Raw genomic sequence first — 18844 nt, forward strand, 5'->3', positions numbered from 1 at the left:
CTAACCGGCCCGACGGGGGCGCGTCCGACCCGGGCCCGTGGCAGCGCGCCGGGCGCCGTCCGTACCCCTACCGAGAGCGGGCCGAACGTCCGCCGGACGGCGGCGTACAGTGATCGTCAGCATGCTGACCATCTGGAGGAGGCGCCGCATGACCACCCACTCTGCTCCGGACCGCCGTCGCTGGGCCGGACTCGTCGTCATCAGCGTCGCCGTGTCGCTGATCATCGTCGACTCGACGATCGTGAACGTGGCGATCCCGAGCATCGTCGACGAGCTCGACATCGGCTCGACCGCCGTGCAGTGGGTGCAGGAGAGCTACACGCTCGTGTTCGCGGCGCTGCTGCTCGTGTTCGGGTCGCTGGCGGACCGCCTGGGGCGCCGGCTGCTCATGGTGACCGGGGTGACCGTGTTCGCCGCGGCATCGGTCCTCGCCGCCCTCGCCCCGACCGGGGAGCTCCTCGTGCTCGCACGGATCGTGCAGGGCGTCGGCGGCGCCATGGTGCTGCCCACGACGCTGTCGCTCGTCAACGCGAACTTCACCGGTCGGGAGCGCGGCATCGCCTTCGCCGTGTGGGGGTCGACGATCGGTGGCATGGTCGCGGTCGGCCCACTCCTCGGCGGGTGGCTCACCACGGCGTTCTCGTGGCGGTGGGCGTTCGGCATCAACATCCCGCTGGGCATCGCGATCATCGTCTGCGCACTGGTGTTCGTCCGGGAGTCGCGCGACGAGGCGCATGCGGGACGGATCGACGTCGTCGGCTCCGTCCTCAGCGTGCTCGCGAGCGCCTCGCTGGTGTTCGGGCTCATCGAGGGTCGGACCTACGGCTGGTGGACGAACGCCGAACGCCTGCGGATCGGCGACTGGAGCTGGCCGGGGCCGCTCTCCCCGATCCCGTTCGCGTTCCTGGTGGCGGTGGTGGCCGGCGTCCTGTTCGTGGTGTGGACCCGTCGACGCCAGCGCACGGGCCGCTCGACGCTCATCGCGCTCGACCTGTTCGGCATCGCGTCGTTCCGGGGCGGGTCGATCGCGGCGCTCATCGTGTCGCTCGGCGAGTTCGGCATCATCCTGTCGCTGCCGCTCTGGCTGCAGAACGTCCTCGGGTACAGCGCGCTGCAGACCGGGTTCGTGCTCCTCGGGCTCGCGATCGGCTCGTTCGTGGCGAGCGGGTTCGCGGCGACCGCGGGTCAGCGGCTCGGCGCGCTCCGCATCGTGCGGCTCGGCATCGGCGCGGAGATCGTCGGCGTCGCGGCGGTCGGGTTCGTGGTGTCGGCGACGACCTCGTGGTGGGCGATCGTGCCGTGCCTGTTCGTCTACGGGTTCGGTGTCGGGCTCGCGACCGCACAGCTCACCGGCGTCGTGCTGCAGGACGTCCCCGTCGAGCGCAGCGGCGAGGCATCCGGGGCGCAGAGCACCGCGCGGCAGATCGGCTCGGCGCTCGGCATCGCGGTGCTCGGCACGGTCCTGTTCACCTCGACGAACTCGCTCCTCGAGCAGCGACTCCAGGACACGGGCGTGCCGGCAGCGACCGCCTCGCAGGTGGCGGACGCGGTCGTGCAGTCCTCGGGCGGTGCGATCCCGGCGCTGCGGCAGCAGGACCAGGCCACGGCGGACGTCGCGGCGTCGTCGTTCAGCGACGGCACGCGCGCGGCCGCGTTCTCGGCCGCCGGGTTCCTCGTGCTCGGCCTGGCGGCGACGCTGCGGCTTCGCCGCCCGGAACACGAGACGGACGCACAGCCGAGCGAGCAACCGTCCACTGCGGCCTGAGCGGCGATCCTGCTGACGGGAGGCGCGTGACGGCGCCGCCACGCGCCTCCCGTCCGGACCTTCCTGGGGACGATCCGAGAAAGGTTGTGCACAACGTTGTTGCGTGCAACACTGTTGTCGTGCCCGTGACCGATGAAATGGTGTGCTTCTCGCTGTACGCGGCGTCCCGAGCGACGACCCAGGCGTACCGCGCGATGCTCGAACCCTGGGGACTCACCTACCCGCAGTACCTCGTCCTCGTCACCCTGTGGATCGAAGGCGACCAGACCGTGTCGTCCCTCGGCGACCACCTCCAGCTCGACTCCGGCACCCTCTCGCCGCTGCTCCGCCGGATGGAGCAGGCCGACCTGGTCCGCCGCGAGCGCCGCAGCACCGACGAGCGCGTCGTCACCGTCACCCTCGGCGACCGTGGGCGCTCGATCCGGCCGGAGCTCGCGCACATCCCGGGGCGCATCGCGCAGGGGATGGGACTGCCCGACGAACGCGCCGCGGCCGAACTCATCGGTGCTCTCCAGCGGCTCACCGCGACGATGCACGCCGCCGCCGCTGCACACCCGGACCACTGACCCCACGAAGGAAGGAACCCCATGGAAGCCCTCTACACCGCCGAGGCCCTCTCCACCGGCGCCGGCCGTGACGGCCGCGTCGCCACCAGCGACGGCTCGTTCGCGCTCGACCTCGCGATCCCGAAGGAGATGGGCGGGTCCGGCAACGGCACCAACCCCGAGCAGCTCTTCGCCGCCGGGTACGCCGCCTGCTTCCACTCCGCCCTGCAGGGCGTGGCCCGTGCGCAGAAGGTGAAGATCGAGCACTCGTCCGTCGGTGGCCGCGTGCAGATCGGCCCGAACGGCGACGGCGGCTACCAGCTCGCCGTGCTGCTCGAGGTCGTGCTGCCCGGGCTCGAGCACGACCAGGCACAGGCCCTCGCGGACGCCGCGCACCAGGTGTGCCCGTACTCGAACGCCACCCGCGGCAACATCGACGTCACCATCACCGTCTCGGAGGACTAGTCCATGAGCACCACCCCCACCACCATGCGCGCCGTCGTCCACCACGAGTTCGGCGAGCCCGCCGACGTGCTGACCGCCGAGGAGCGCCCGGTCCCCACCCCGGGCGCCGGTGAGGTCCTCGTCCGCACCGTCCTCTCGCCCATCCACAACCACGACCTGTGGACGATCCGTGGCACGTACGGCTTCAAGCCCGAGCTCCCCGCGGCCTCCGGCACCGAAGCGCTCGGTGTCGTCGAGGCCCTCGGCGAGGGCGTCACGAACCTGTCCGTCGGCCAGCGCGTCGCGGGCGGCACCTTCGGTGTCTGGGCCGAGTACTACGTCGCGAACGCCGCCGGCCTCGTGCCGGTGCCGGACGCGATGTCCGACGAGGCAGCGGCCCAGCTCGTGTCGATGCCGTTCAGCGCGATCAGCCTGCTGCACTCGCTCGACCTGCACGAGGGCGACTGGCTCATCCAGAACGCCGCGAACGGGGCGGTCGGCCGCATGGTCGCGCAGCTCGGGAAGGCCCGGGGGATCAACGTCATCGGACTCGTCCGTCGGGCGGCCGGCGTCGAGGAGCTCCGCGAGCAGGGCATCGACCGCATCGTCGCCACCGACGCGGACGACTGGCAGGACCAGGTCCGTGCGATCGCCGGCGGCGCACCGATCATCGCGGGCGTCGAGTCGGTCGGCGGCAAGGCGGCCGGGGACATCGCGTCGGTGATGGGCGAGAACGGCACGCTCGTCGTCTTCGGTGCGATGGCGTCCCCCACGCTCGAGATCCCGTCGGGCAAGGTCATCTTCGGCCAACTCACGGTCAAGGGCTTCTGGGGTGCGGTCGTCAGCAGGACCATGGACGCGCCGCTCAAGCAGCAGCTGTTCGGTGAGCTCATCACCCGCGTGCTCGACGGTTCGCTGACCCTCCCGGTCTCCGAGGTCTTCCCGTTCGAGCAGGCGCGCGACGCGGCGCGCGCCAGCGACACCGCGGGTCGCGTCGGCAAGGTGCTCCTGCGCCCGTAGCGCGAGCAGCAGACGGACGGGCGCGCCCCGCTCGACGGCAACGCGGAGCGTTGCGCGGGGCGCGCCCGTCCGTCTGTGCGTGCGTGCCGTGCGCCGACGGCTCGTACGTCAGGCGGGGGCGAGGGCGCGCAGCGCCTCGGTCTGCCCGAGCCAGCCGACCGGGCGGCGCTCCGCGTCGACCACCGGCAGGCCGCTCGTCTCGACCGCGTCGACGACGTCCGTCAGCACGTCCGACAGGGGTGTGCCGGCGTCCACCGGCGTGACCTCAGCGACGACGTCGGCGACGGTCCGCTCGGCGAGCCGTTCGTCGCCGAGGACCGCGTCCCCGATCGACCGGGCCGAGACGGTGCCGGCGAAGCGACCCTCCGCATCGACCACCACGAGTGCGCCCCCGCCGGCCGCCTCGAGCGTGGCCAGCGCCTCGGCCGCGGTGGCCGTCGTCGGCAGGACCGTCCGGAGCGGGCGCGCGGCCTCGCCCGCCGTCGCCGTCCCCCGGACCGCCGCCGCCGAGTCCGTGAGGTCCACACCGCGGCGACTGAGCTTCAGCGTGTAGATCGTGTCGCGGGACAGCACCTTCGAGATCGCGGTGGCGATCACGATCGCGACGAACACCGGCAGGATCAGCGCGTAGTCGCCGGTCAGCTCGAACAGCATGATGCCCGCGGTGATCGGCGCACGCGTCGACCCGGCGAACACCGCCCCCATCCCGACGACCGCGAACGCGCCGACCTGCCCACGCATCGACGGATCGACGGCGGCGACGACCTCGCCGAACGCCGCGCCGGTCATCGCGCCGACGAACAGCGACGGCGCGAAGACCCCACCGGAGCCGCCGATGCCGAGGGTCAACGACGTCGCCAGGACCTTCCCGACGATCAGCACGAGCAGGAACCCGATCGCGTACTTCCCCGCGACGCCGCCCTCGAGCACGGGGTACCCGACGCCGTAGGCCTGCGGCAGCGCGAGCAGCACCAGCCCGAGCAGCAGGCCGCCGACGACGGGTCGCAGCCACTCCGGGCCACGGGTCGCCTTCCACCCGAGGTCGCAGAGGTCCTCGATCAGGTACAGCACCCGGGTGAAGCCGATGCCGATCGCCCCCGCGAGCAGCCCGAGGAGCGCGAAGAGCAGGTACTCGGGCGGGGTGATCGCCCCGATCGACGGCAGGTGCAGGAACGCCGTGTCACCGAACGCCGCGCGCCCGATCAGCGCGGCCGTGACGCTCGCGATCACGACGGCGCCGAAGGACGTCGGCGTGAAGTCGCGGAGCAGGAGCTCGAGCGCGAAGAACACGCCCGCGATGGGCGCGTTGAACGTGGCGGAGATGCCGCCGGCCGCGCCGCACGCCACGAGGGTCTTCAACCGCACCTCGGGCATGCGCATCCAGCGGCCGATCGTGGACCCGAGCGCCGAGCCGATCTGGATGATCGGCCCCTCACGTCCGACGGAGCCGCCCGACCCGATGCAGATGGCGCTCGCCAGGGCCTTCACGAGCGCGACGGTGCCGCGGATCCGGCCACCGCGTCGGGCGACGGCGAACATCACCTCCGGGACGCCGTGGCCCCGGGCCTCCCGGGCGAAGCGCTGGATGAGCGGCCCGTAGAGCAGTCCGCCCACCGCGGGGGCCAGGACCACGAAGCCGGCGCCGAGCCACGGCACCCACGGGTTGGCCGGGTGCCCGGTGGTCGCGGCGTAGTCGGCGTGTCCGCTGAACACGAGCGTGGCGTGCTCGATCAGCCACCGGAAGACGACGGCCGCGAGACCGGCACCGGCGCCGACGACGAGGGCGGGCAGCGCGAGCCGGACGGCGGCGCCGCCGAAGCGGGTGCCGGCGACGTGCAGGTGCGGACGGACGGGGGTGTGGGCGGACACGGGCCTCCATTGCGAGTTGTACGGGCACAATGATTGTACGCGTGCAAATCGTATTCCGCAGCAGTGAGGGGGTCCGCGGTCGCACCCACCGCGGTCCGGGTCAGCCGCCGAACGCCGAGATCTCCTCGGGCAACGGCTCGTCCATCGCCGTACGCAGTGCGCGCATGCCCTCGACCACGACGGCGCGCTGCGGCTCCGGCACCCGGGCGAGCACGGTCTCGAGCTCGCGCGTCCGACGCTCGGTGACCTCGGCGACGAGGGAACGGCCGGCCTCGGTCGGGGCGATCAAGACCTCCCGACGGTTGTCCTCGCCCGTCCGCCGCTCGACCCATCCACCCGACACCAGGCGGTCGACGTTGCGGGTCAACGTCGACGGCCCGACGGCGAGCCGCTCGGCGAGGTCCCCGGACCGGGTCGGCCCCAGCGTCGTCACCAGCACGATGAGCCGGAACTGCGGCACCGTCACGTGCTCGAGCGCCGCCGTCAGTGACCGGGCGACGACCCCGAGCAGCCCACGGGACGCGGCGAGGAGTTCATCGGTGTCGACCATGCCGACCATCCTCGCAGGCCGATCGGGTCACATCGCCTCCTTGAGCCCGATGCGCACGAGCCACGCGTTCACTGGGTACGCGCACACGAAGCCGGCGAGCATCGCGAACTGCATCGCCACCCAGAACTCCGGCGAGAGCGCGCTCGCCCGGCCCCCGAACACGCTCGGGAACACCGCGAACTGCCACACCGCCATGAGGCCGTACATGCCGACCTGCCACGCCGTGATCGAGAGGGTGTCGGCCTTCAGCGCGGCGATCAACCCGTCGCGCAGACCCAGCTGCCGCATCGGCGCGATGGAGAAGTACTGGAAGACGATGCCGAGTGCGAAGGCGATGACGAAGTCAACGATCCACGCGGCGTAGATGCGGTCATCGTACAGGGTCCCGAGACCGACGAGGGTCGCCAGCGCCGGGAACGCGACGAGGCCGAACTCGCCGATGAGGTCGCCGAGCGCACACCCCGCACCGCAGTGACTCGTGTCGATCGCCGTCCCGATCCACTTCCCGTGCCCCTTGGCGGTGGCGCGACCCCGGCGCAGGTAGAAGACGAGCCACAGCACACTGCCGAACAAGGTGGTGAGCGGCCAGACGAACGCCATCACGCGCATCTGCTGCGGGTGCCGGACGACGTCGACCGTGACGAACAGGGCGCAGGCGACGGCGACGGTGAGCAGGACCCAGCACACGGCGGTGAGCATGGGCGGGAAGTCGGCTGCGGTCAACGTGGGAGACACGGCACACCTCTCGATGGTTGTCCTGGTACAACCGATGAGCGTACGTGCCGGTCGCCCCGGTGTTCCCAGCCCGGCGTCACCCGCGCCGGCGACCGGATCCGACCGTGAAGATGCCGCCCGTCGTGACGCCCCGCTCGACCTCCTCGAGGGTCCGGCCCCGGCTCTCCGGCACGAACCGCCAGACGAAGAGCAGCGCGGCGAGGCCGACGACCCCGAAACCGAAGAACGTCCCGGTGATGCCCGCCGAGGCGACGATCGACGGGAACGCCAATCCGAGGAACGCGTTCGCGGTCCACAGACAGAACACCGCGATGCCCATCCCGAGCGCTCGGACCTGGGTCGGGAAGATCTCGGAGAGGATCACCCACGTGGCGACGTTGAGGAACGTCTGCATCGACCCGACGAACGCCACCACCAGGAACAGGATCACCCAGGGACGAGCCGGGTTCCCGGGCTGCAGGGTCATCGACGCGATGCCGATCAGGAAGTGGCAGACGGTGGTGAGCGAGTAGCCGAGGATGAGCGTCGTGCGGCGGTTGATCCGCTCCATGTTCGCCAGCGCGACGACACCGCCCACGACCGCGATGATGCCGGGCGCGATGTTCACGATGAGGGCCACCGACTCCTTGAAGCCCGACTCGATGAGGACGACCTGCCCGTAGTACATGATCGAGTTGATCCCGGTGAGCTGCTGCGCGACACCGATGCCCGCGCCGATCACGACGATGCGGACGAGCCACTTGTTCCCGCGGAGCGCCCGCCAGCCACGCTCGTGTCGTGTCGGTGCCGACTCGTCGACGCGGACGATGTCCTCGAGCTCGGCGACGGCGCGTTCCCGCGAGCGGACCTGTTCGAGGACGGCGAGCGCCTCGTAGCGCCGCCCCTTCGAGGCCGACCACCGCGGGGACTCCGGGACCCGGAGCATCCCGACGAAGAGCGCCACGGCGGGCAGTGCGCAGACGGCGAGCATGACGCGCCAGACACCGTCGCCCTCGCCCCAGACGGTCCCGATGACGGCGTTGACGACGAAGGCGGCGAGCTGACCGATGACGATCATGAGCTCGTTCCGACCCGACAGCGAGCCGCGGATCTCGTACGGGGCGAGTTCGGCGAGGAACACCGGGACGACGGTCGACGCGCCCCCGACCGCGAGCCCGAGCAGCACCCGTCCGACGACCATGACACCGAACGTCGGCGCGGCGACGCACGTCAGGGTGCCCACGAAGAAGGTCACGGCGAGCGCGATGATCGTGCGCCGTCGCCCCCACCCGTCGGAGATCCGACCGCCGACCACGGCGCCGACGGCGGCGCCGAACAGCAGGGAGCTGGTGACCACGCCCTCGGTCAGGGCCGTCAGACCGAGTTCGTCGGCCATCGGGCGGAGGGCGCCGTTGATGACCCCGGTGTCGTACCCGAAGAGCAGACCCCCGAAGGTGGCGACCAGGGCGAGGACGCCGAGCCGTCGGCGGTGCGGTCCCGTGCCGACCGGGGGCAGGGCTGCGTGCTGGGTGACGTCGACCATGCGCCGTCAGGACTCCGAGGGCGACACATCGCCGAGGACGTCACCCAGGCTCGACATGCCCGCGCCGTGCTCGGTGGTGCGGCGCACGGTCCGACGAGCTGCTGCGCTCGCCGCGCCGGCGAGCGCCGGGTTCCGTCGCGCGGCGTCGGCGACCCGACCGGCGTGCCCCGCGGTGGAGAGCAGGACGTTGGCGAACGCCCGCGTCGCGCCGGCGTCGGGCACGCCGGCGATCGACCACGCGGAACGGACCTGCTCGTCGGGTGTGACGCCCCGCCGGGTGCCCATGCGGTGCCAGTCGGAGAGCGCACCCTCGGTCCGTTCCGCGGCACGGTCCGACTCGGCCGCCCGTCGCCGCGCGGCGTCACGCACCGCGTCGTCGGCGAGTGCGTCCCGGGCCGCGACCGACTCCGCTCGGGCACGGGCGTCGGCGTCGTCGCCGCCGGACTCGGCGATCCGGGCGGCGTGGGCGGCAGCGGCGGCAGCGAGGATCTCGGAACGGTCCATGCCTCCGACGGTACCGCGGGCGGACGACACGCACGTCCACCGCGGACCCGACTCGACGGGCGCGGACGACGCCTACCCGATTCGCGCTCACTTCCCGGTCCGGATAGCATCGCCGCCGGAGGGGGAACCATGCGGAAGAGTGCACGTGTCGTGGCCGTTGTCGGCCTGGTGGCGGTCGCCGCTCCCCTGGCCGGGTGCTCCTGGTTCAGCGGTCCCGACGAGCTCCCCGCCCCCACGCGTTCGGCTGCGCGTGACACACCGACACCGAGCCCGACGGCCGACGCCGAGGCGGACGCCTCCTCCGACGAGGACCTGCTGGAGGAGTCGGCCCACCCGCGGACACCGACCCCGGAGCCCACGGAGGCCGCCGCTCCCGCGCCCGTCCTCAGCACGATCGCCGCGGGGACCGCCGTGGCGCAGGGCGACGTCGCCTCACCGAAGGGCAGCGTGCACTTCCACTACCGGATGGTGGCCGACGGGGACGGCACGTTCTCCGCGCAGTTCTCCGGGTTCACCTCCACGCTCCCGGTGCCGGTGTCCGTCTCGCTGTTCGAGAAGCCGCGACGGGTCGGTGACGGGCTGACCTACCCCGGCGTCGGCGACCACCAGCTCGGTGGTGCGACCGGCGCTCCGGGCACCTCGGTCACCGTGCCGCTCGACGGGTCCGGCGTCGACCCGTCGGCGCTCACCACCCTCGTGACCTACTCGTCGGCCGGTCCGGAGGCCCAGGTCCCGCTCGAGCTCGGCCCCGGCAAGGTGCTGGCGGTCGACACGGTCCGCTGGTCGATCCCGGCGAGGACCACGAACGTGCACCCGGTGGACGGCGGGGCCCGTGCGAACGCGTCGGGTCCGGTGACCGCGACGACGGCGTCCGGGGCCCCGAAGTCGTACCGGGTCGCGCCCGACGACCTGATCGGCGACGTCGCCGCCCGCTTCGGGATCAGTGTCCGGGCCCTGGTGTGGCTCAACGAGGGCGTGCAGGTCTTCGGCGACGACCAGTACCTCTACCGCGACACGACGCTGAACCTCGACCCGCTCAGCCGCTGACCGTCCGCGCCGGACGTCCGGTCGGGCGTCCGCAGATGACGGACGGGAGGCCCGTGGCCGCGCAGCCACGGGCCTCCCGTCCGTCTCGTGGTCGCGGGTTACCCCCGCAGCTCGAGGTACTTCGCGATGAGCGCCTTGGTCGAGGAGTCCTGCTCGTCGAGGACGGCCTGGTCGCCCTCGACGGCGGGCGTGACCTGCAGCGCCAGCTGCTTGCCGAGCTCCACGCCCCACTGGTCGAACGAGTCGATGCCCCAGATCGTGCCCTCGGTGAAGACGATGTGCTCGTACAGCGCGATGAGCTGTCCGAGCACGCTCGGCGAGAGCTCCGGCGCGAGGATCGACGCCGTCGGCTTGTTGCCCGGGAACGTGCGCGCCGCCACGATCCCCTCGTCCGTCGTGCCCTCGGCCCGGACCTCCTCCGCGGTCTTGCCGAACGCGAGCGCCTTCGTCTGCGCGAAGAAGTTCGCGAGGAACAGCGTGTGCACGTCGGTGCCGGGCTGCACGCCCTTGCCGTCGCCCGTCTCGTCGGTCAGCGGTCGCGGCGGGTTCGCGATGGTGATGAAGTCCGCCGGGATGAGGTTCGTGCCCTGGTGGATGAGCTGGTAGAACGCGTGCTGGCCGTTCGTGCCCGGCTCACCCCAGAAGACCTCGCCGGTCGAGGTCGTGACGGGGCTGCCGTCCCAGCGGACCCGCTTGCCGTTCGACTCCATCGTGAGCTGCTGCAGGTAGGCGGGGAAGCGGTGCAGGTACTGCGTGTACGGCAGCACCGCGTGGCTCTGCGCGCCGAGGAAGTTCGAGTACCAGACGTTGAGCAGCCCCATGAGGACCGGCACGTTCCGCTCGAGCGGCGTTGTGCGGACGTGCTCGTCGATCGCGTGGAACCCGGCGAGGAACTGCTCCCAGTTCTCCTGACCGATCGCGACGACGACCGCGGTGCCGATGGCGGAGTCGACCGAGTACCGGCCGCCCACCCAGTCCCAGAAGCCGAAGGCGTTCTCGGGGTCGATGCCGAAGGCGGCCACCTTGTCGAGCGCGGTGGACACGGCGACGAAGTGCTTCGCGACCGCGTTCGCCTTGTCCTCGTCGGAGGCGTCGGCGAGCCCCAGGCGCTCCCAGAGCCACTGGCGGGCGAGACGCGCGTTGGTGAGGGTCTCGAGGGTGCCGAAGGTCTTCGACGCGACGATGAAGAGCGTGGTCTCGGGGTCGAGGTCGGCGGTCTTCTCGTAGATGTCGGCCGGGTCGATGTTCGAGACGAACCGGGCTTCGAGGCCCGGCTGCACGTACGGCTTGAGCGCCTCGTACACCATGACCGGGCCGAGGTCGGAGCCACCGATGCCGATGTTCACGACGGTCTCGATGCGCTTGCCGGTGACGCCGGTCCACGATCCGTCGCGCACCTGCGACGCGAACGCGTACACCTTGTCGAGCGTCGCGTGCACGTCGGCGTCGACGTCCTGTCCGTCGACGACGAGCGCCGGCGAGGCACCCTTCGGGCGACGGAGGGCGGTGTGGAGGACGGCGCGGTCCTCGGTCACGTTGATGTGCTCGCCGGCCAGCATGGACCGGAAGCGCTCGGCGACCCCGGTGGCCTCCGCCACCTGGAGGAGGTCGGCGAGGATCTCGTCGGTGACGAGGCCCTTCGACAGGTCGACGGTGAGGTCCGCGGCCTGGAAGGTGTACCGCTCGGCACGCCCGGGGTCGCTGTCGAACCACCCTCGCAGGTCCGGGGTGAAGCCGTCGGCGATGGCGGCGAGCTTCTTCCAGCCTTCGGTCGATGTGGGGTCGACGGGAGCGGATTCGGTCACGAGGGGTCCTCCTGGATCACGTGGGAACACGGCCCGCGGGTCACCGCGTCGCTGCGTCGCGGACCAGGTTCGAGCGTAGTGCCGCGGGCGTGGACGCGCGCACATGCGACGTCTGCTGTGGACGGACACCGCGAGCGCCGGTCCTGTGGAGGACCGGCCGCGCGGAGCGGACGGGAGGCCCGTGCGACGCGACCCGCGTCGGTCACGCGAGCCGCGCCTCCCGTCCGGGTCCGCGCGCACGCGCGCCGCCGGTCAGCCGGCGCGGAAGCGGCGCAGCCGCAGGCTGTTCGTGACGACGAACACCGAGGAGAACGCCATCGCCGCCCCCGCCAGCACGGGGTTCAGCAGGCCGGCCATCGCCAGCGGGATCGCCGCCACGTTGTACGCGAACGCCCAGAACAGGTTCCCCTTGATCGTCCGGAGCGTCGCCCGGGACAGCCGGACCGCGTCCGCGACGACGGGGAGCCGGCCGCTGACGACGGTGACGTCGCTCGCTGCGATGGCGGCGTCGGTGCCACCGCCCATCGCGATCCCGAGGTCGGCGGCGGCGAGCGCGGCGGCGTCGTTGACCCCGTCACCGACCATCGCGACGACGTGTCCGTCCTGCTGGAGCCCTCGCACCGCCTCGAGCTTCGACGCCGGGGTCGCCCCGGCGTGCACCTCGTCGATCCCGACCGCCGCGGCCACCGCTCGTGCGGCGCCCTCGTTGTCACCCGTCAGGAGCACCGGTCGGAGTCCGAGCCGCCGGAACCGGCCGACCGCGTCGGCGGAGTCGTCCTTGACGGTGTCGCCGACGACGACCACGCCGATCGCCTCGCCGTCGCGGGCGACCACCACGGCGGTGCCGCCCGCTGCCTCGGCGCGCGCGACGGCGTCCTCGACGGCGTCCGGGACCGCGACCGCCCACGATCCGCGCAGCCACGACAGCGAGCCCACGGACACCGCGGCTCCGTCGACGACGGCCTGGACCCCGCCGCCGGCGGTCGCCGAGAAGTCCGTCGCCGCCGGCAGGCCGAGGCCGCGCTCCCTTGCGGCGGTGACGACCGCTCGGCCGACGGGGTGCTCGGAGCCCTCCTCGACGGCTGCGGCGAGCGCGAGGACCGTGTCGTCGGACCAGGCCCCCGCCGACGTCACCCGGCGCAGCGTCATGCGACCGGTGGTGACCGTGCCGGTCTTGTCGAGGACGATCGTGTCGACGGTCCTGGTGCGTTCGAGCACCTCGGGGCCGCCGATCAGGATGCCGAGCTGGGACCCGCGGCCGGTGCCGACGAGGAGCGCGGTGGGGGTCGCGAGGCCCAGCGCGCACGGGCAGGCGATGATGAGCGTGGCCACGGCCGCGGTGAAGGCGGCCGTGACCGAGCCGTCGAGCACGAGCCAACCGACGAAGGCGAGCACGGCCAGCCCGATCACGACCGGGACGAACACGCCGGAGACCCGGTCGGCCAGCCGCTGCACGTCGGCCTTGCCGGTCTGCGCCTCCTCGACGAGTCGCCCCATCCGGGCGAGCTCGGTCTCGGCGCCGACCGCCGTGACGGCCACCTCGAGCCGACCGCCGACGTTGACGGTCGCCCCGGTGACGTGGTCGCCGGGGCGGACCTCCACCGGGACGGACTCCCCCGTGAGCATGCTGCGGTCGACGGCCGACGAGCCCCCGCGGACCACACCGTCGCTCGGGATGCGCTCACCGGGACGGACCACCACGACGTCGCCGACGACCAGGGACGACACCGGCACCCGGACCTCGGTCGCGCCTCGGACCACCGACGCGTCCTTCGCGCCCAGCTCGAGCAGGGCTCGGAGTGCGGCGCCGGACTCCCGCTTCGCACGGGCCTCGAGGTACCGGCCGGCGAGGACGAACACGGTGACCGCGGACGCGACCTCGAGGTACAGCTCCGCGCCCTCCGGGTCGGTCGCGAACCACGAGAAGGTCATGTGCATGCCCCGCTCCCCCGCGTCGCCGAGGAACAGCGCGTACAGGGACCACCCGAACGCGGCGAGGACCCCGACGCTCACGAGGGTGTCCATCGTCGCAGCGCCGTGCCGGGCGTTGACCCACGCGGCGCGGTGGAAGGGCAGCGCGCCCCACACGGCGACCGGTGCCGCGAGCGCCAGTGCCGCCCACTGCCAGTCCGGGAACTGCAGCGGGGGCACCATGGACAGGACGACGACCGGGAGCGCCAGCACCGCGGACACGAGCAGCCGACGGCGGAGCAGCGTGGCGGCGTCGTCAGCGACGACCGTCGCGGGCTCGGGCGTCGGCACGCTCGCGCCGTAGCCCGCCGCCTCGACCGTCGCGATGAGCCGGTCGACGTCGACCACGTCGTCGGCTGCTGCCTCGTCACCGGCTGCACCCTCGGGGCGGACGACGACGTGGGCCTTCTCGGTGGCGTAGTTCACCGTCGCTGTGACGCCCGGCAGCTTGCCGAGCTTCCGTTCGATGCGGTTCGCGCACGAGGCGCACGTCATGCCCGTGATGTCGAGCTCGACGTCGCTCACGACCGCACGACCTCGTACCCCGCCTCGGCGACCGCGTCGCGCAGCGTGTCGGGGTCGACCGGGGCGTCCGACGTGACGGTGACGGACGACGAGCCGCCCGGGACGAGGTCGACCTGCACGTCCTGCACGCCGGCAACCTCCGACAGTTCCTCGGTCACGCTCATCACGCAGTGCTCGCAGGTCATCCCGGTGACGAGCAGGGTCTCGGTGGTCATGGTCGGTCCTTCCGTTGGGTCTGAACGGGTATGGGTATGTGCGGGCACCGCGGACGCGGCGTTCAGGAGCGGACGAGGCGCGCGATCGCGTCGCTCGCCTCGCGGATCTTCTCGTCGGCGGCGTCACCGCCGGCACCGACGGCCTCGGCGACGCAGTGCTTGAGGTGGTCCTCGAGCAGCGAGAGCGCGACGCGCTCCAGTGCGCGGTCGGCCGCGGAGATCTGGGTGAGCACGTCGATGCAGTAGGTCTCGTCCTCGACCATGCGCGCGATGCCGCGCACCTGGCCCTCGACGCGGCGCAGCCGCTTGAGCAGGTCGTCCTTGTCGCCGATGTACCCGACGTGCGCGTGCGTGTCGTCGTGCATGTCCACCTCCACCCTCGCCAACAGGGTACCCCCCTGGGGTATTCCGGTCCGGTGGGCCCGCTGTCCGGAGAGGAGGCCCGGGGCCGCGTCGCGCAGTCCGGCTCGCGTTGCGCGGGCGCACCTCGCACGGTCCACCTCCGGCACTTCCGCCACCCGCGCGATCCGGACACGGTAGGAACGGACCATGAGCACGTCGTCCGCCAACGGGTTCCGCAAGGAACGCTTCACCCACGACGACGGTTCCGACTACGCGTCCATCTTCCGGTCGCAGTACGGCGGTCGTGACTACGCCTCCGAGACGTACGCCACCGACGACGCCCGCTACGAGTACACGGTGGTGGGCGACGACGACCTGACGCTGCGGACCATGCGTGCCGTCGGAGGTCGGCGAGGCGGGACGATCGGCCCGCGCGACGACCACGTGGTGTTCTGGCTGACGCAGGGCACGCTCGAGATGCACTTCCCCGACCGCACCCGCACGGTGGTGCCCGGCACGCCCTACGTCGCGTCGGCGTCGGAGTCCTACCGGTTCGAGTCGTCGGACACCGTCTACAACGGGATCCACGTCTCCGACGCCTTCCTCCGCACCGTCGGGCGCCAGCTCGGGTTCCGGCTGCCCGAGGGACCGCTGCTCTTCGACCAGCAGGACGAGGTGATCGCCCGACGGGAGCCGCTCCGACGGATGATCGCCGACCTCCGGTGCTCGCTGCTCGACGAGCGGGTCACCGGGGCGATGCGCAGTGCACTGAACCGACGGCTCGCGACCGTGGTGCTCGACACGTTCCCCCTCCGCGACCGGGGCGACGACGTCCCGGTCGCCAACCGGCTCCGCGACGCCGTCCGGTTCGTCGAGCAGCACGCCGCGGAGCGCCCGTCGGTGCCGGACATCGCCGCCGCGGCGGGACTCAGCGAACGAGGACTGCACGAGGTGTTCGCCCGCACGTTCGACACGACTCCTCGCCGGTTCCTGCGCGACCACCGCCTCGACCGGGTGCGCGACGAGCTCCTGCAGGGCGACGACCCCACCGTCTCGGCCGTCGCCGCGCGGTGGGGGTTCACGAACGCGGGTCGCTTCGCGCGCGACTACCGGGACCGCTTCCGCGAGGACCCCGTCACGACGCTGCGGTCCCGGGCGAACGGGCGGGTCCGGGCAGCCGTGGCGTTCATCGAGGCCAACGCTGACGCCGACCTGTCGCTGGTCACGATCGCCGCCGCTGCGGGCGTGCGGCCACGGCGCCTGCAGCAGCTGTTCCGCGAGGCGCACGACACGACCCCGATGGCGTTCGTCGCGCTCGTCCGGGCGCGCCGGGACCGCACCGCGGCGTCCGCGTCCCCCGCGCTCGCCGGTACGACCGTCACAGCCTGACGAGGCGCACGGAGCCGGACGTTTCCCGCAATCCACTCCTGGGGGACAGCTCCGGGGTACACGATCCCGCCCGGTATCCCGTCCGTCCCTGGGAGTGGCCTGACTCCTCTCAGCCGGACGTGACGAGTTTCGGAAGCGCCCCGTCTCATCCGTGAACAGCAACCGCTGGGAACGCCCGGCGGGACACGAAAGGAGCAACCATGGCTGACACCACGACCAACCCCACCACGTCCGCGGCTCCGCGCACGGGTGCCGCCCACACCACCAGCACCGCCGGCAAGACCACCATCGACGACACCGTCGTCGAGAAGGTCGCCGGCATCGCCGCCCGCGAGGTCAACGGCGTGCACTCGCTCGGCTCCGGCGCCGCCCGTGCCATCGGCGCGATCCGCGACGCCATCGGCCAGCGCGACCACGGCCAGGGCGTCAAGGTCGAGGTCGGCGAGAAGCAGGTCGCAGCCGACATCGTGATCGTCGCCGAGTACCCCGTCGCCCTGCAGCAGGTCGCCGACGGCGTCCGCGGCAGCGTGTCCCGCGCCCTCGAGCAGATCGTCGGCATGGAGGTCGCCGAGGTCAACGTCACCATCCAGGACGTCCACATCCCGGGTGACGACGACAACGACGACGACAAGAAGGAGTCCCGCGTTGAGTAACACCATGATCGGCGCCCTGATCGGCGCCATCCTCGCCGTCGTCGCACTGCAGTTCGGCTTCTGGGGATTCGTGCTGGTGATCGTGTTCGGAGCGATCGGCGCCCTCGTGGCGGCGCTCTCCACCGGCAAGATCGACCGGAACGCCCTGGCCGACGTGCTGACCGGACGTCGGAGCTCCCGGTGATCGGCGGCCCGGGCGTCCCGGGCCGCGTCGAGGTCACCGCCCGGGCCCTCACGTCGCTCGCGCGGGCCGTCGCAGCCGAACGGCTCGGCGCACCCGCCAAGCGCATCCGGGTCGGTCTCGGTGACGCGGGAGGGACCATGACGCTCGACGTCGAGGGTCCCGCCCGCGCCCAGGACGACCTCGTCACGGCGGCCACGCGTGCCGCGGGCGACATCCGTGACCGCGTCGCACAGCTGACCGGTCGTCGGGTCGGCGCCACCCACATCGAACTCACCGGCATCGTGCGCGAGCACGAGGGCCGGGTCCGTTAGGAGGTCATCATGAGCAACGGTTCCGTCGAACGACGCATCCGACGCCGCAGTGTCCACCGTTCCCGCTCGACGGCGGTGTCGGTGTCCCTGGTCGTGCTCGCCCTGGTGGCCGCCTGGATCGGCACGGAGTCGGTCCTGCAGGCGGCGGGGGCGGCTCCGCTCCTGGCCGACCCGCAGACCGTCGTGGACACGGCACTCCGACCGGACGCCGCGTTCGTGACGATCGCCGAGGTGATCGCCGCGGTGCTCGTGGTCCTCGGGATCGTGCTCGTCGTCCTCGCGCTCAAGCCCGGACGCCAGCACCGGTCGGCCGTCGACCACGACCGTGGAGCGGTGGTCATCGACACCCGCATCCTCGCGTCGACTGCGGCGAACGCGGCCGGTCTCGCAGCGGGCGTGCCGGACGACAACACCTCCGCCACCGCCCGCGGGCGCAGCACCGAGGTCCGCGTGGTCCCCGTCACCGGGGTCCCCGTCGACGAGCAGCGTGTCCGCGAGGCCGTCCAGCAGCGCCTCGCCGGCCTCGACGACCGGTTCGGCAAGCGGGTCCGTGTCCGCGTCGAGCAGAAGGGAACGCTCGCATGACCAAGAGCAACCGCACCCTGAACCGCATCATCCTGCTCGTGCTCGGACTCGTCGCGGTGATCGTCGGACTGGCGATCGGCGCCGGGGTCCTCCCGGCCGTCCGGGACGCACTCCAGCCGTACCTGACCTTCCCGCGCAGTGTGCAGGTGCCCGCCGCGTCGCTCTGGATCGTCGCCGCTGCGTGCGCCGTCGTGATCGTCCTCTCGCTCGTCTGGGTCTTCACCCGGGGTGGGGGCGGCACCTCGGTCGCCGTCCGCGAGCGGAACGGCGAGGACGCCGTGACGATCAACGTCGCGCTCGTCCGGGACGTCGTCGACCACGAGCTCTCGGGTGTCCGCGACGTCGTCGGCGCCAAGGTCGACACGTACCTCGTCAAGCGCCAGCGCGCCGCCCGCATCCGGGTGGCCGTCCGCCGGGGCGGCGACGCCGTCACGGTCCTCGAGGCCGTCGACCGTGCACTCGCGGTCCTCGACCGCACCCTCGGCCGCCAGATCCCGGTGCTGGTGCACCTGACCGGCGGCACCCGGGCCGCGCTCGCCAAGCCGACGCGCGTCCACTGAACCCGGCCGGCGGAGGCGATCCGCGCCTCCCGTCCGACCATCACCACCACCGATCGGGTACGAGCCCGCACCACAGGAAGGAGCCCGTCATGGGACTCGACGACAAGATCAAGAACGCTGCCCAGGACCTCGCCGGCAAGGCGAAGGAGGCCGTCGGCAAGGCGACCGACAACGACGAGAAGGTCGCGGAGGGCAAGAAGGACCAGGCCGCGGCCAGTGCCAAGCAGACCGGCGAGGACGTCAAGGACGTCTTCAAGTAAGCAGCCACGACCCCGGACGCCGCCCGCTGTGAGGTGGGCGGCG

Annotated in this window: 20 protein-coding genes and 2 pseudogenes; 12 read left to right on the plus strand and 10 right to left on the minus strand. The window is 72.3% G+C overall.

From position 1 onward, the window contains the following. Positions 1 to 148 precede the first annotated feature (148 nt). From Csp2054_RS05810 to Csp2054_RS05825, 4 genes are all read left to right on the plus strand, one after another. On the plus strand, positions 149 to 1765 hold the full coding sequence (locus Csp2054_RS05810; RefSeq protein WP_096898361.1) for a DHA2 family efflux MFS transporter permease subunit: 1617 nt from the start codon (positions 149 to 151) through the stop codon (positions 1763 to 1765). A 137-nt stretch (positions 1766 to 1902) separates the two neighbouring features. After that, a complete protein-coding gene (locus tag Csp2054_RS05815) occupies positions 1903 to 2331 on the plus strand; it encodes a MarR family winged helix-turn-helix transcriptional regulator (protein ID WP_096898362.1) in 429 nt (142 codons plus the stop codon). Positions 2332 to 2352: 21 nt separating this feature from the next. Then, positions 2353 to 2775 carry an organic hydroperoxide resistance protein gene (locus tag Csp2054_RS05820; RefSeq protein WP_096898363.1) on the plus strand — a complete coding sequence of 141 codons (423 nt, stop codon included), beginning with the start codon at positions 2353 to 2355 and terminating at the stop codon, positions 2773 to 2775. A gap of 24 nt (positions 2776 to 2799) precedes the next feature. Beyond that, positions 2800 to 3774, plus strand: coding sequence for a zinc-binding dehydrogenase (locus Csp2054_RS05825; protein ID WP_096898483.1), 975 nt, complete (start codon positions 2800 to 2802; stop codon positions 3772 to 3774). Between the two features lie 120 nt (positions 3775 to 3894). Here Csp2054_RS05825 and Csp2054_RS18710 read toward each other — a convergent pair. From Csp2054_RS18710 to Csp2054_RS05850, 6 genes and pseudogenes are all read right to left on the minus strand, one after another. Next, positions 3895 to 4104: pseudogene (locus Csp2054_RS18710) on the minus strand (hypothetical protein); the annotation flags it as partial. Between the two features lie 6 nt (positions 4105 to 4110). After that, a pseudogene (locus Csp2054_RS05830) lies at positions 4111 to 5643 on the minus strand (chloride channel protein); the annotation flags it as partial. A 100-nt stretch (positions 5644 to 5743) separates the two neighbouring features. Then, positions 5744 to 6193, minus strand: coding sequence for a MarR family winged helix-turn-helix transcriptional regulator (locus Csp2054_RS05835; RefSeq protein ID WP_176491580.1), 450 nt, complete (start codon positions 6191 to 6193; stop codon positions 5744 to 5746). Positions 6194 to 6220: 27 nt separating this feature from the next. Continuing rightward, the gene (locus Csp2054_RS05840; protein ID WP_217990871.1) at positions 6221 to 6928 is read right to left on the minus strand and encodes a DUF4396 domain-containing protein; all 708 of its coding nucleotides are present in this window, start codon (positions 6926 to 6928) and stop codon (positions 6221 to 6223) included. A gap of 76 nt (positions 6929 to 7004) precedes the next feature. Then, positions 7005 to 8450, minus strand: a complete 1446-nt coding sequence (locus Csp2054_RS05845) for a sugar porter family MFS transporter (protein WP_096898365.1) — start codon at positions 8448 to 8450, stop codon at positions 7005 to 7007. A gap of 6 nt (positions 8451 to 8456) precedes the next feature. Further along, complete coding sequence (locus Csp2054_RS05850; RefSeq protein ID WP_096898366.1) at positions 8457 to 8954, minus strand: hypothetical protein; 498 nt, start codon at positions 8952 to 8954, stop codon at positions 8457 to 8459. Positions 8955 to 9083: 129 nt separating this feature from the next. Here Csp2054_RS05850 and Csp2054_RS05855 point away from each other — a divergent pair, with 129 nt between their 5' ends. After that, positions 9084 to 10001 (plus strand): hypothetical protein, encoded by a 918-nt coding sequence (locus Csp2054_RS05855; RefSeq protein WP_096898367.1) that lies wholly within the window; start codon positions 9084 to 9086, stop codon positions 9999 to 10001. Positions 10002 to 10099: 98 nt separating this feature from the next. Here the strand turns inward: Csp2054_RS05855 and pgi are convergent, their stop codons facing one another. The 4 genes from pgi to Csp2054_RS05875 form a co-directional block, all read right to left on the minus strand. Continuing rightward, the gene (gene pgi, locus Csp2054_RS05860) at positions 10100 to 11806 is read right to left on the minus strand and encodes a glucose-6-phosphate isomerase (protein WP_096898368.1); all 1707 of its coding nucleotides are present in this window, start codon (positions 11804 to 11806) and stop codon (positions 10100 to 10102) included. Between the two features lie 252 nt (positions 11807 to 12058). Further along, positions 12059 to 14302 (minus strand): heavy metal translocating P-type ATPase, encoded by a 2244-nt coding sequence (locus Csp2054_RS05865; protein ID WP_255252631.1) that lies wholly within the window; start codon positions 14300 to 14302, stop codon positions 12059 to 12061. Next, entirely contained in the window at positions 14299 to 14517 is a 219-nt protein-coding gene (locus tag Csp2054_RS05870) for a heavy-metal-associated domain-containing protein (RefSeq protein ID WP_096898369.1), read from the minus strand. The genes Csp2054_RS05865 and Csp2054_RS05870 overlap by 4 nt, the downstream gene beginning before the upstream one ends. A 62-nt stretch (positions 14518 to 14579) precedes the next feature. Further along, positions 14580 to 14882 carry a metal-sensitive transcriptional regulator gene (locus Csp2054_RS05875; protein ID WP_096898487.1) on the minus strand — a complete coding sequence of 101 codons (303 nt, stop codon included), beginning with the start codon at positions 14880 to 14882 and terminating at the stop codon, positions 14580 to 14582. A gap of 184 nt (positions 14883 to 15066) precedes the next feature. Here Csp2054_RS05875 and Csp2054_RS05880 point away from each other — a divergent pair, with 184 nt between their 5' ends. The 7 genes from Csp2054_RS05880 to Csp2054_RS05910 all read left to right on the plus strand — a co-directional run bounded on the left by Csp2054_RS05880 (position 15067) and on the right by Csp2054_RS05910 (position 18801). Beyond that, entirely contained in the window at positions 15067 to 16248 is a 1182-nt protein-coding gene (locus Csp2054_RS05880; RefSeq protein WP_096898370.1) for a helix-turn-helix domain-containing protein, read from the plus strand. Positions 16249 to 16448: 200 nt separating this feature from the next. Next, the gene (locus tag Csp2054_RS05885; RefSeq protein ID WP_096898371.1) at positions 16449 to 16901 is read left to right on the plus strand and encodes an Asp23/Gls24 family envelope stress response protein; all 453 of its coding nucleotides are present in this window, start codon (positions 16449 to 16451) and stop codon (positions 16899 to 16901) included. Then, on the plus strand, positions 16894 to 17085 hold the full coding sequence (locus tag Csp2054_RS05890; protein ID WP_096898372.1) for a DUF2273 domain-containing protein: 192 nt from the start codon (positions 16894 to 16896) through the stop codon (positions 17083 to 17085). Before Csp2054_RS05885 ends, Csp2054_RS05890 begins: the two co-directional genes overlap by 8 nt. Beyond that, the gene (locus Csp2054_RS05895; RefSeq protein ID WP_096898373.1) at positions 17082 to 17396 is read left to right on the plus strand and encodes a hypothetical protein; all 315 of its coding nucleotides are present in this window, start codon (positions 17082 to 17084) and stop codon (positions 17394 to 17396) included. Before Csp2054_RS05890 ends, Csp2054_RS05895 begins: the two co-directional genes overlap by 4 nt. A 9-nt stretch (positions 17397 to 17405) precedes the next feature. Next, positions 17406 to 17981: a DUF6286 domain-containing protein gene (locus Csp2054_RS05900; RefSeq protein ID WP_096898374.1), complete on the plus strand. Its 576-nt coding sequence runs from the start codon at positions 17406 to 17408 to the stop codon at positions 17979 to 17981. Next, complete coding sequence (locus Csp2054_RS05905; protein ID WP_096898375.1) at positions 17978 to 18541, plus strand: hypothetical protein; 564 nt, start codon at positions 17978 to 17980, stop codon at positions 18539 to 18541. The genes Csp2054_RS05900 and Csp2054_RS05905 overlap by 4 nt, the downstream gene beginning before the upstream one ends. Positions 18542 to 18630: 89 nt before the next feature. Further along, a complete protein-coding gene (locus Csp2054_RS05910; RefSeq protein WP_096898376.1) occupies positions 18631 to 18801 on the plus strand; it encodes a CsbD family protein in 171 nt (56 codons plus the stop codon). Positions 18802 to 18844: the final 43 nt, after the last annotated feature.

Source organism: Curtobacterium sp. 'Ferrero' (genome assembly GCF_002412165.1).
In the GTDB taxonomy this organism is placed as follows: domain Bacteria; phylum Actinomycetota; class Actinomycetes; order Actinomycetales; family Microbacteriaceae; genus Curtobacterium.

Bases quoted from the DNA above. Each gene is read 5' to 3' on its own strand.
- Csp2054_RS05810 (WP_096898361.1), top strand. From the start codon at position 149: ATGACCACCCACTCTGCTCCGGACCGCCGTCGCTGGGCCGGACTCGTC.
- Csp2054_RS05815 (WP_096898362.1), top strand. From the start codon at position 1,903: ATGGTGTGCTTCTCGCTGTACGCGGCGTCCCGAGCGACGACCCAGGCG.
- Csp2054_RS05820 (WP_096898363.1), top strand. From the start codon at position 2,353: ATGGAAGCCCTCTACACCGCCGAGGCCCTCTCCACCGGCGCCGGCCGT.
- Csp2054_RS05825 (WP_096898483.1), top strand. From the start codon at position 2,800: ATGCGCGCCGTCGTCCACCACGAGTTCGGCGAGCCCGCCGACGTGCTG.
- Csp2054_RS05835 (WP_176491580.1), bottom strand. From the start codon at position 6,193: ATGGTCGACACCGATGAACTCCTCGCCGCGTCCCGTGGGCTGCTCGGG.
- Csp2054_RS05845 (WP_096898365.1), bottom strand. From the start codon at position 8,450: ATGGTCGACGTCACCCAGCACGCAGCCCTGCCCCCGGTCGGCACGGGA.
- Csp2054_RS05850 (WP_096898366.1), bottom strand. From the start codon at position 8,954: ATGGACCGTTCCGAGATCCTCGCTGCCGCCGCTGCCGCCCACGCCGCC.
- Csp2054_RS05855 (WP_096898367.1), top strand. From the start codon at position 9,084: ATGCGGAAGAGTGCACGTGTCGTGGCCGTTGTCGGCCTGGTGGCGGTC.
- Csp2054_RS05870 (WP_096898369.1), bottom strand. From the start codon at position 14,517: ATGACCACCGAGACCCTGCTCGTCACCGGGATGACCTGCGAGCACTGC.
- Csp2054_RS05875 (WP_096898487.1), bottom strand. From the start codon at position 14,882: ATGCACGACGACACGCACGCGCACGTCGGGTACATCGGCGACAAGGAC.
- Csp2054_RS05880 (WP_096898370.1), top strand. From the start codon at position 15,067: ATGAGCACGTCGTCCGCCAACGGGTTCCGCAAGGAACGCTTCACCCAC.
- Csp2054_RS05885 (WP_096898371.1), top strand. From the start codon at position 16,449: ATGGCTGACACCACGACCAACCCCACCACGTCCGCGGCTCCGCGCACG.
- Csp2054_RS05900 (WP_096898374.1), top strand. From the start codon at position 17,406: ATGAGCAACGGTTCCGTCGAACGACGCATCCGACGCCGCAGTGTCCAC.
- Csp2054_RS05905 (WP_096898375.1), top strand. From the start codon at position 17,978: ATGACCAAGAGCAACCGCACCCTGAACCGCATCATCCTGCTCGTGCTC.
- Csp2054_RS05910 (WP_096898376.1), top strand. From the start codon at position 18,631: ATGGGACTCGACGACAAGATCAAGAACGCTGCCCAGGACCTCGCCGGC.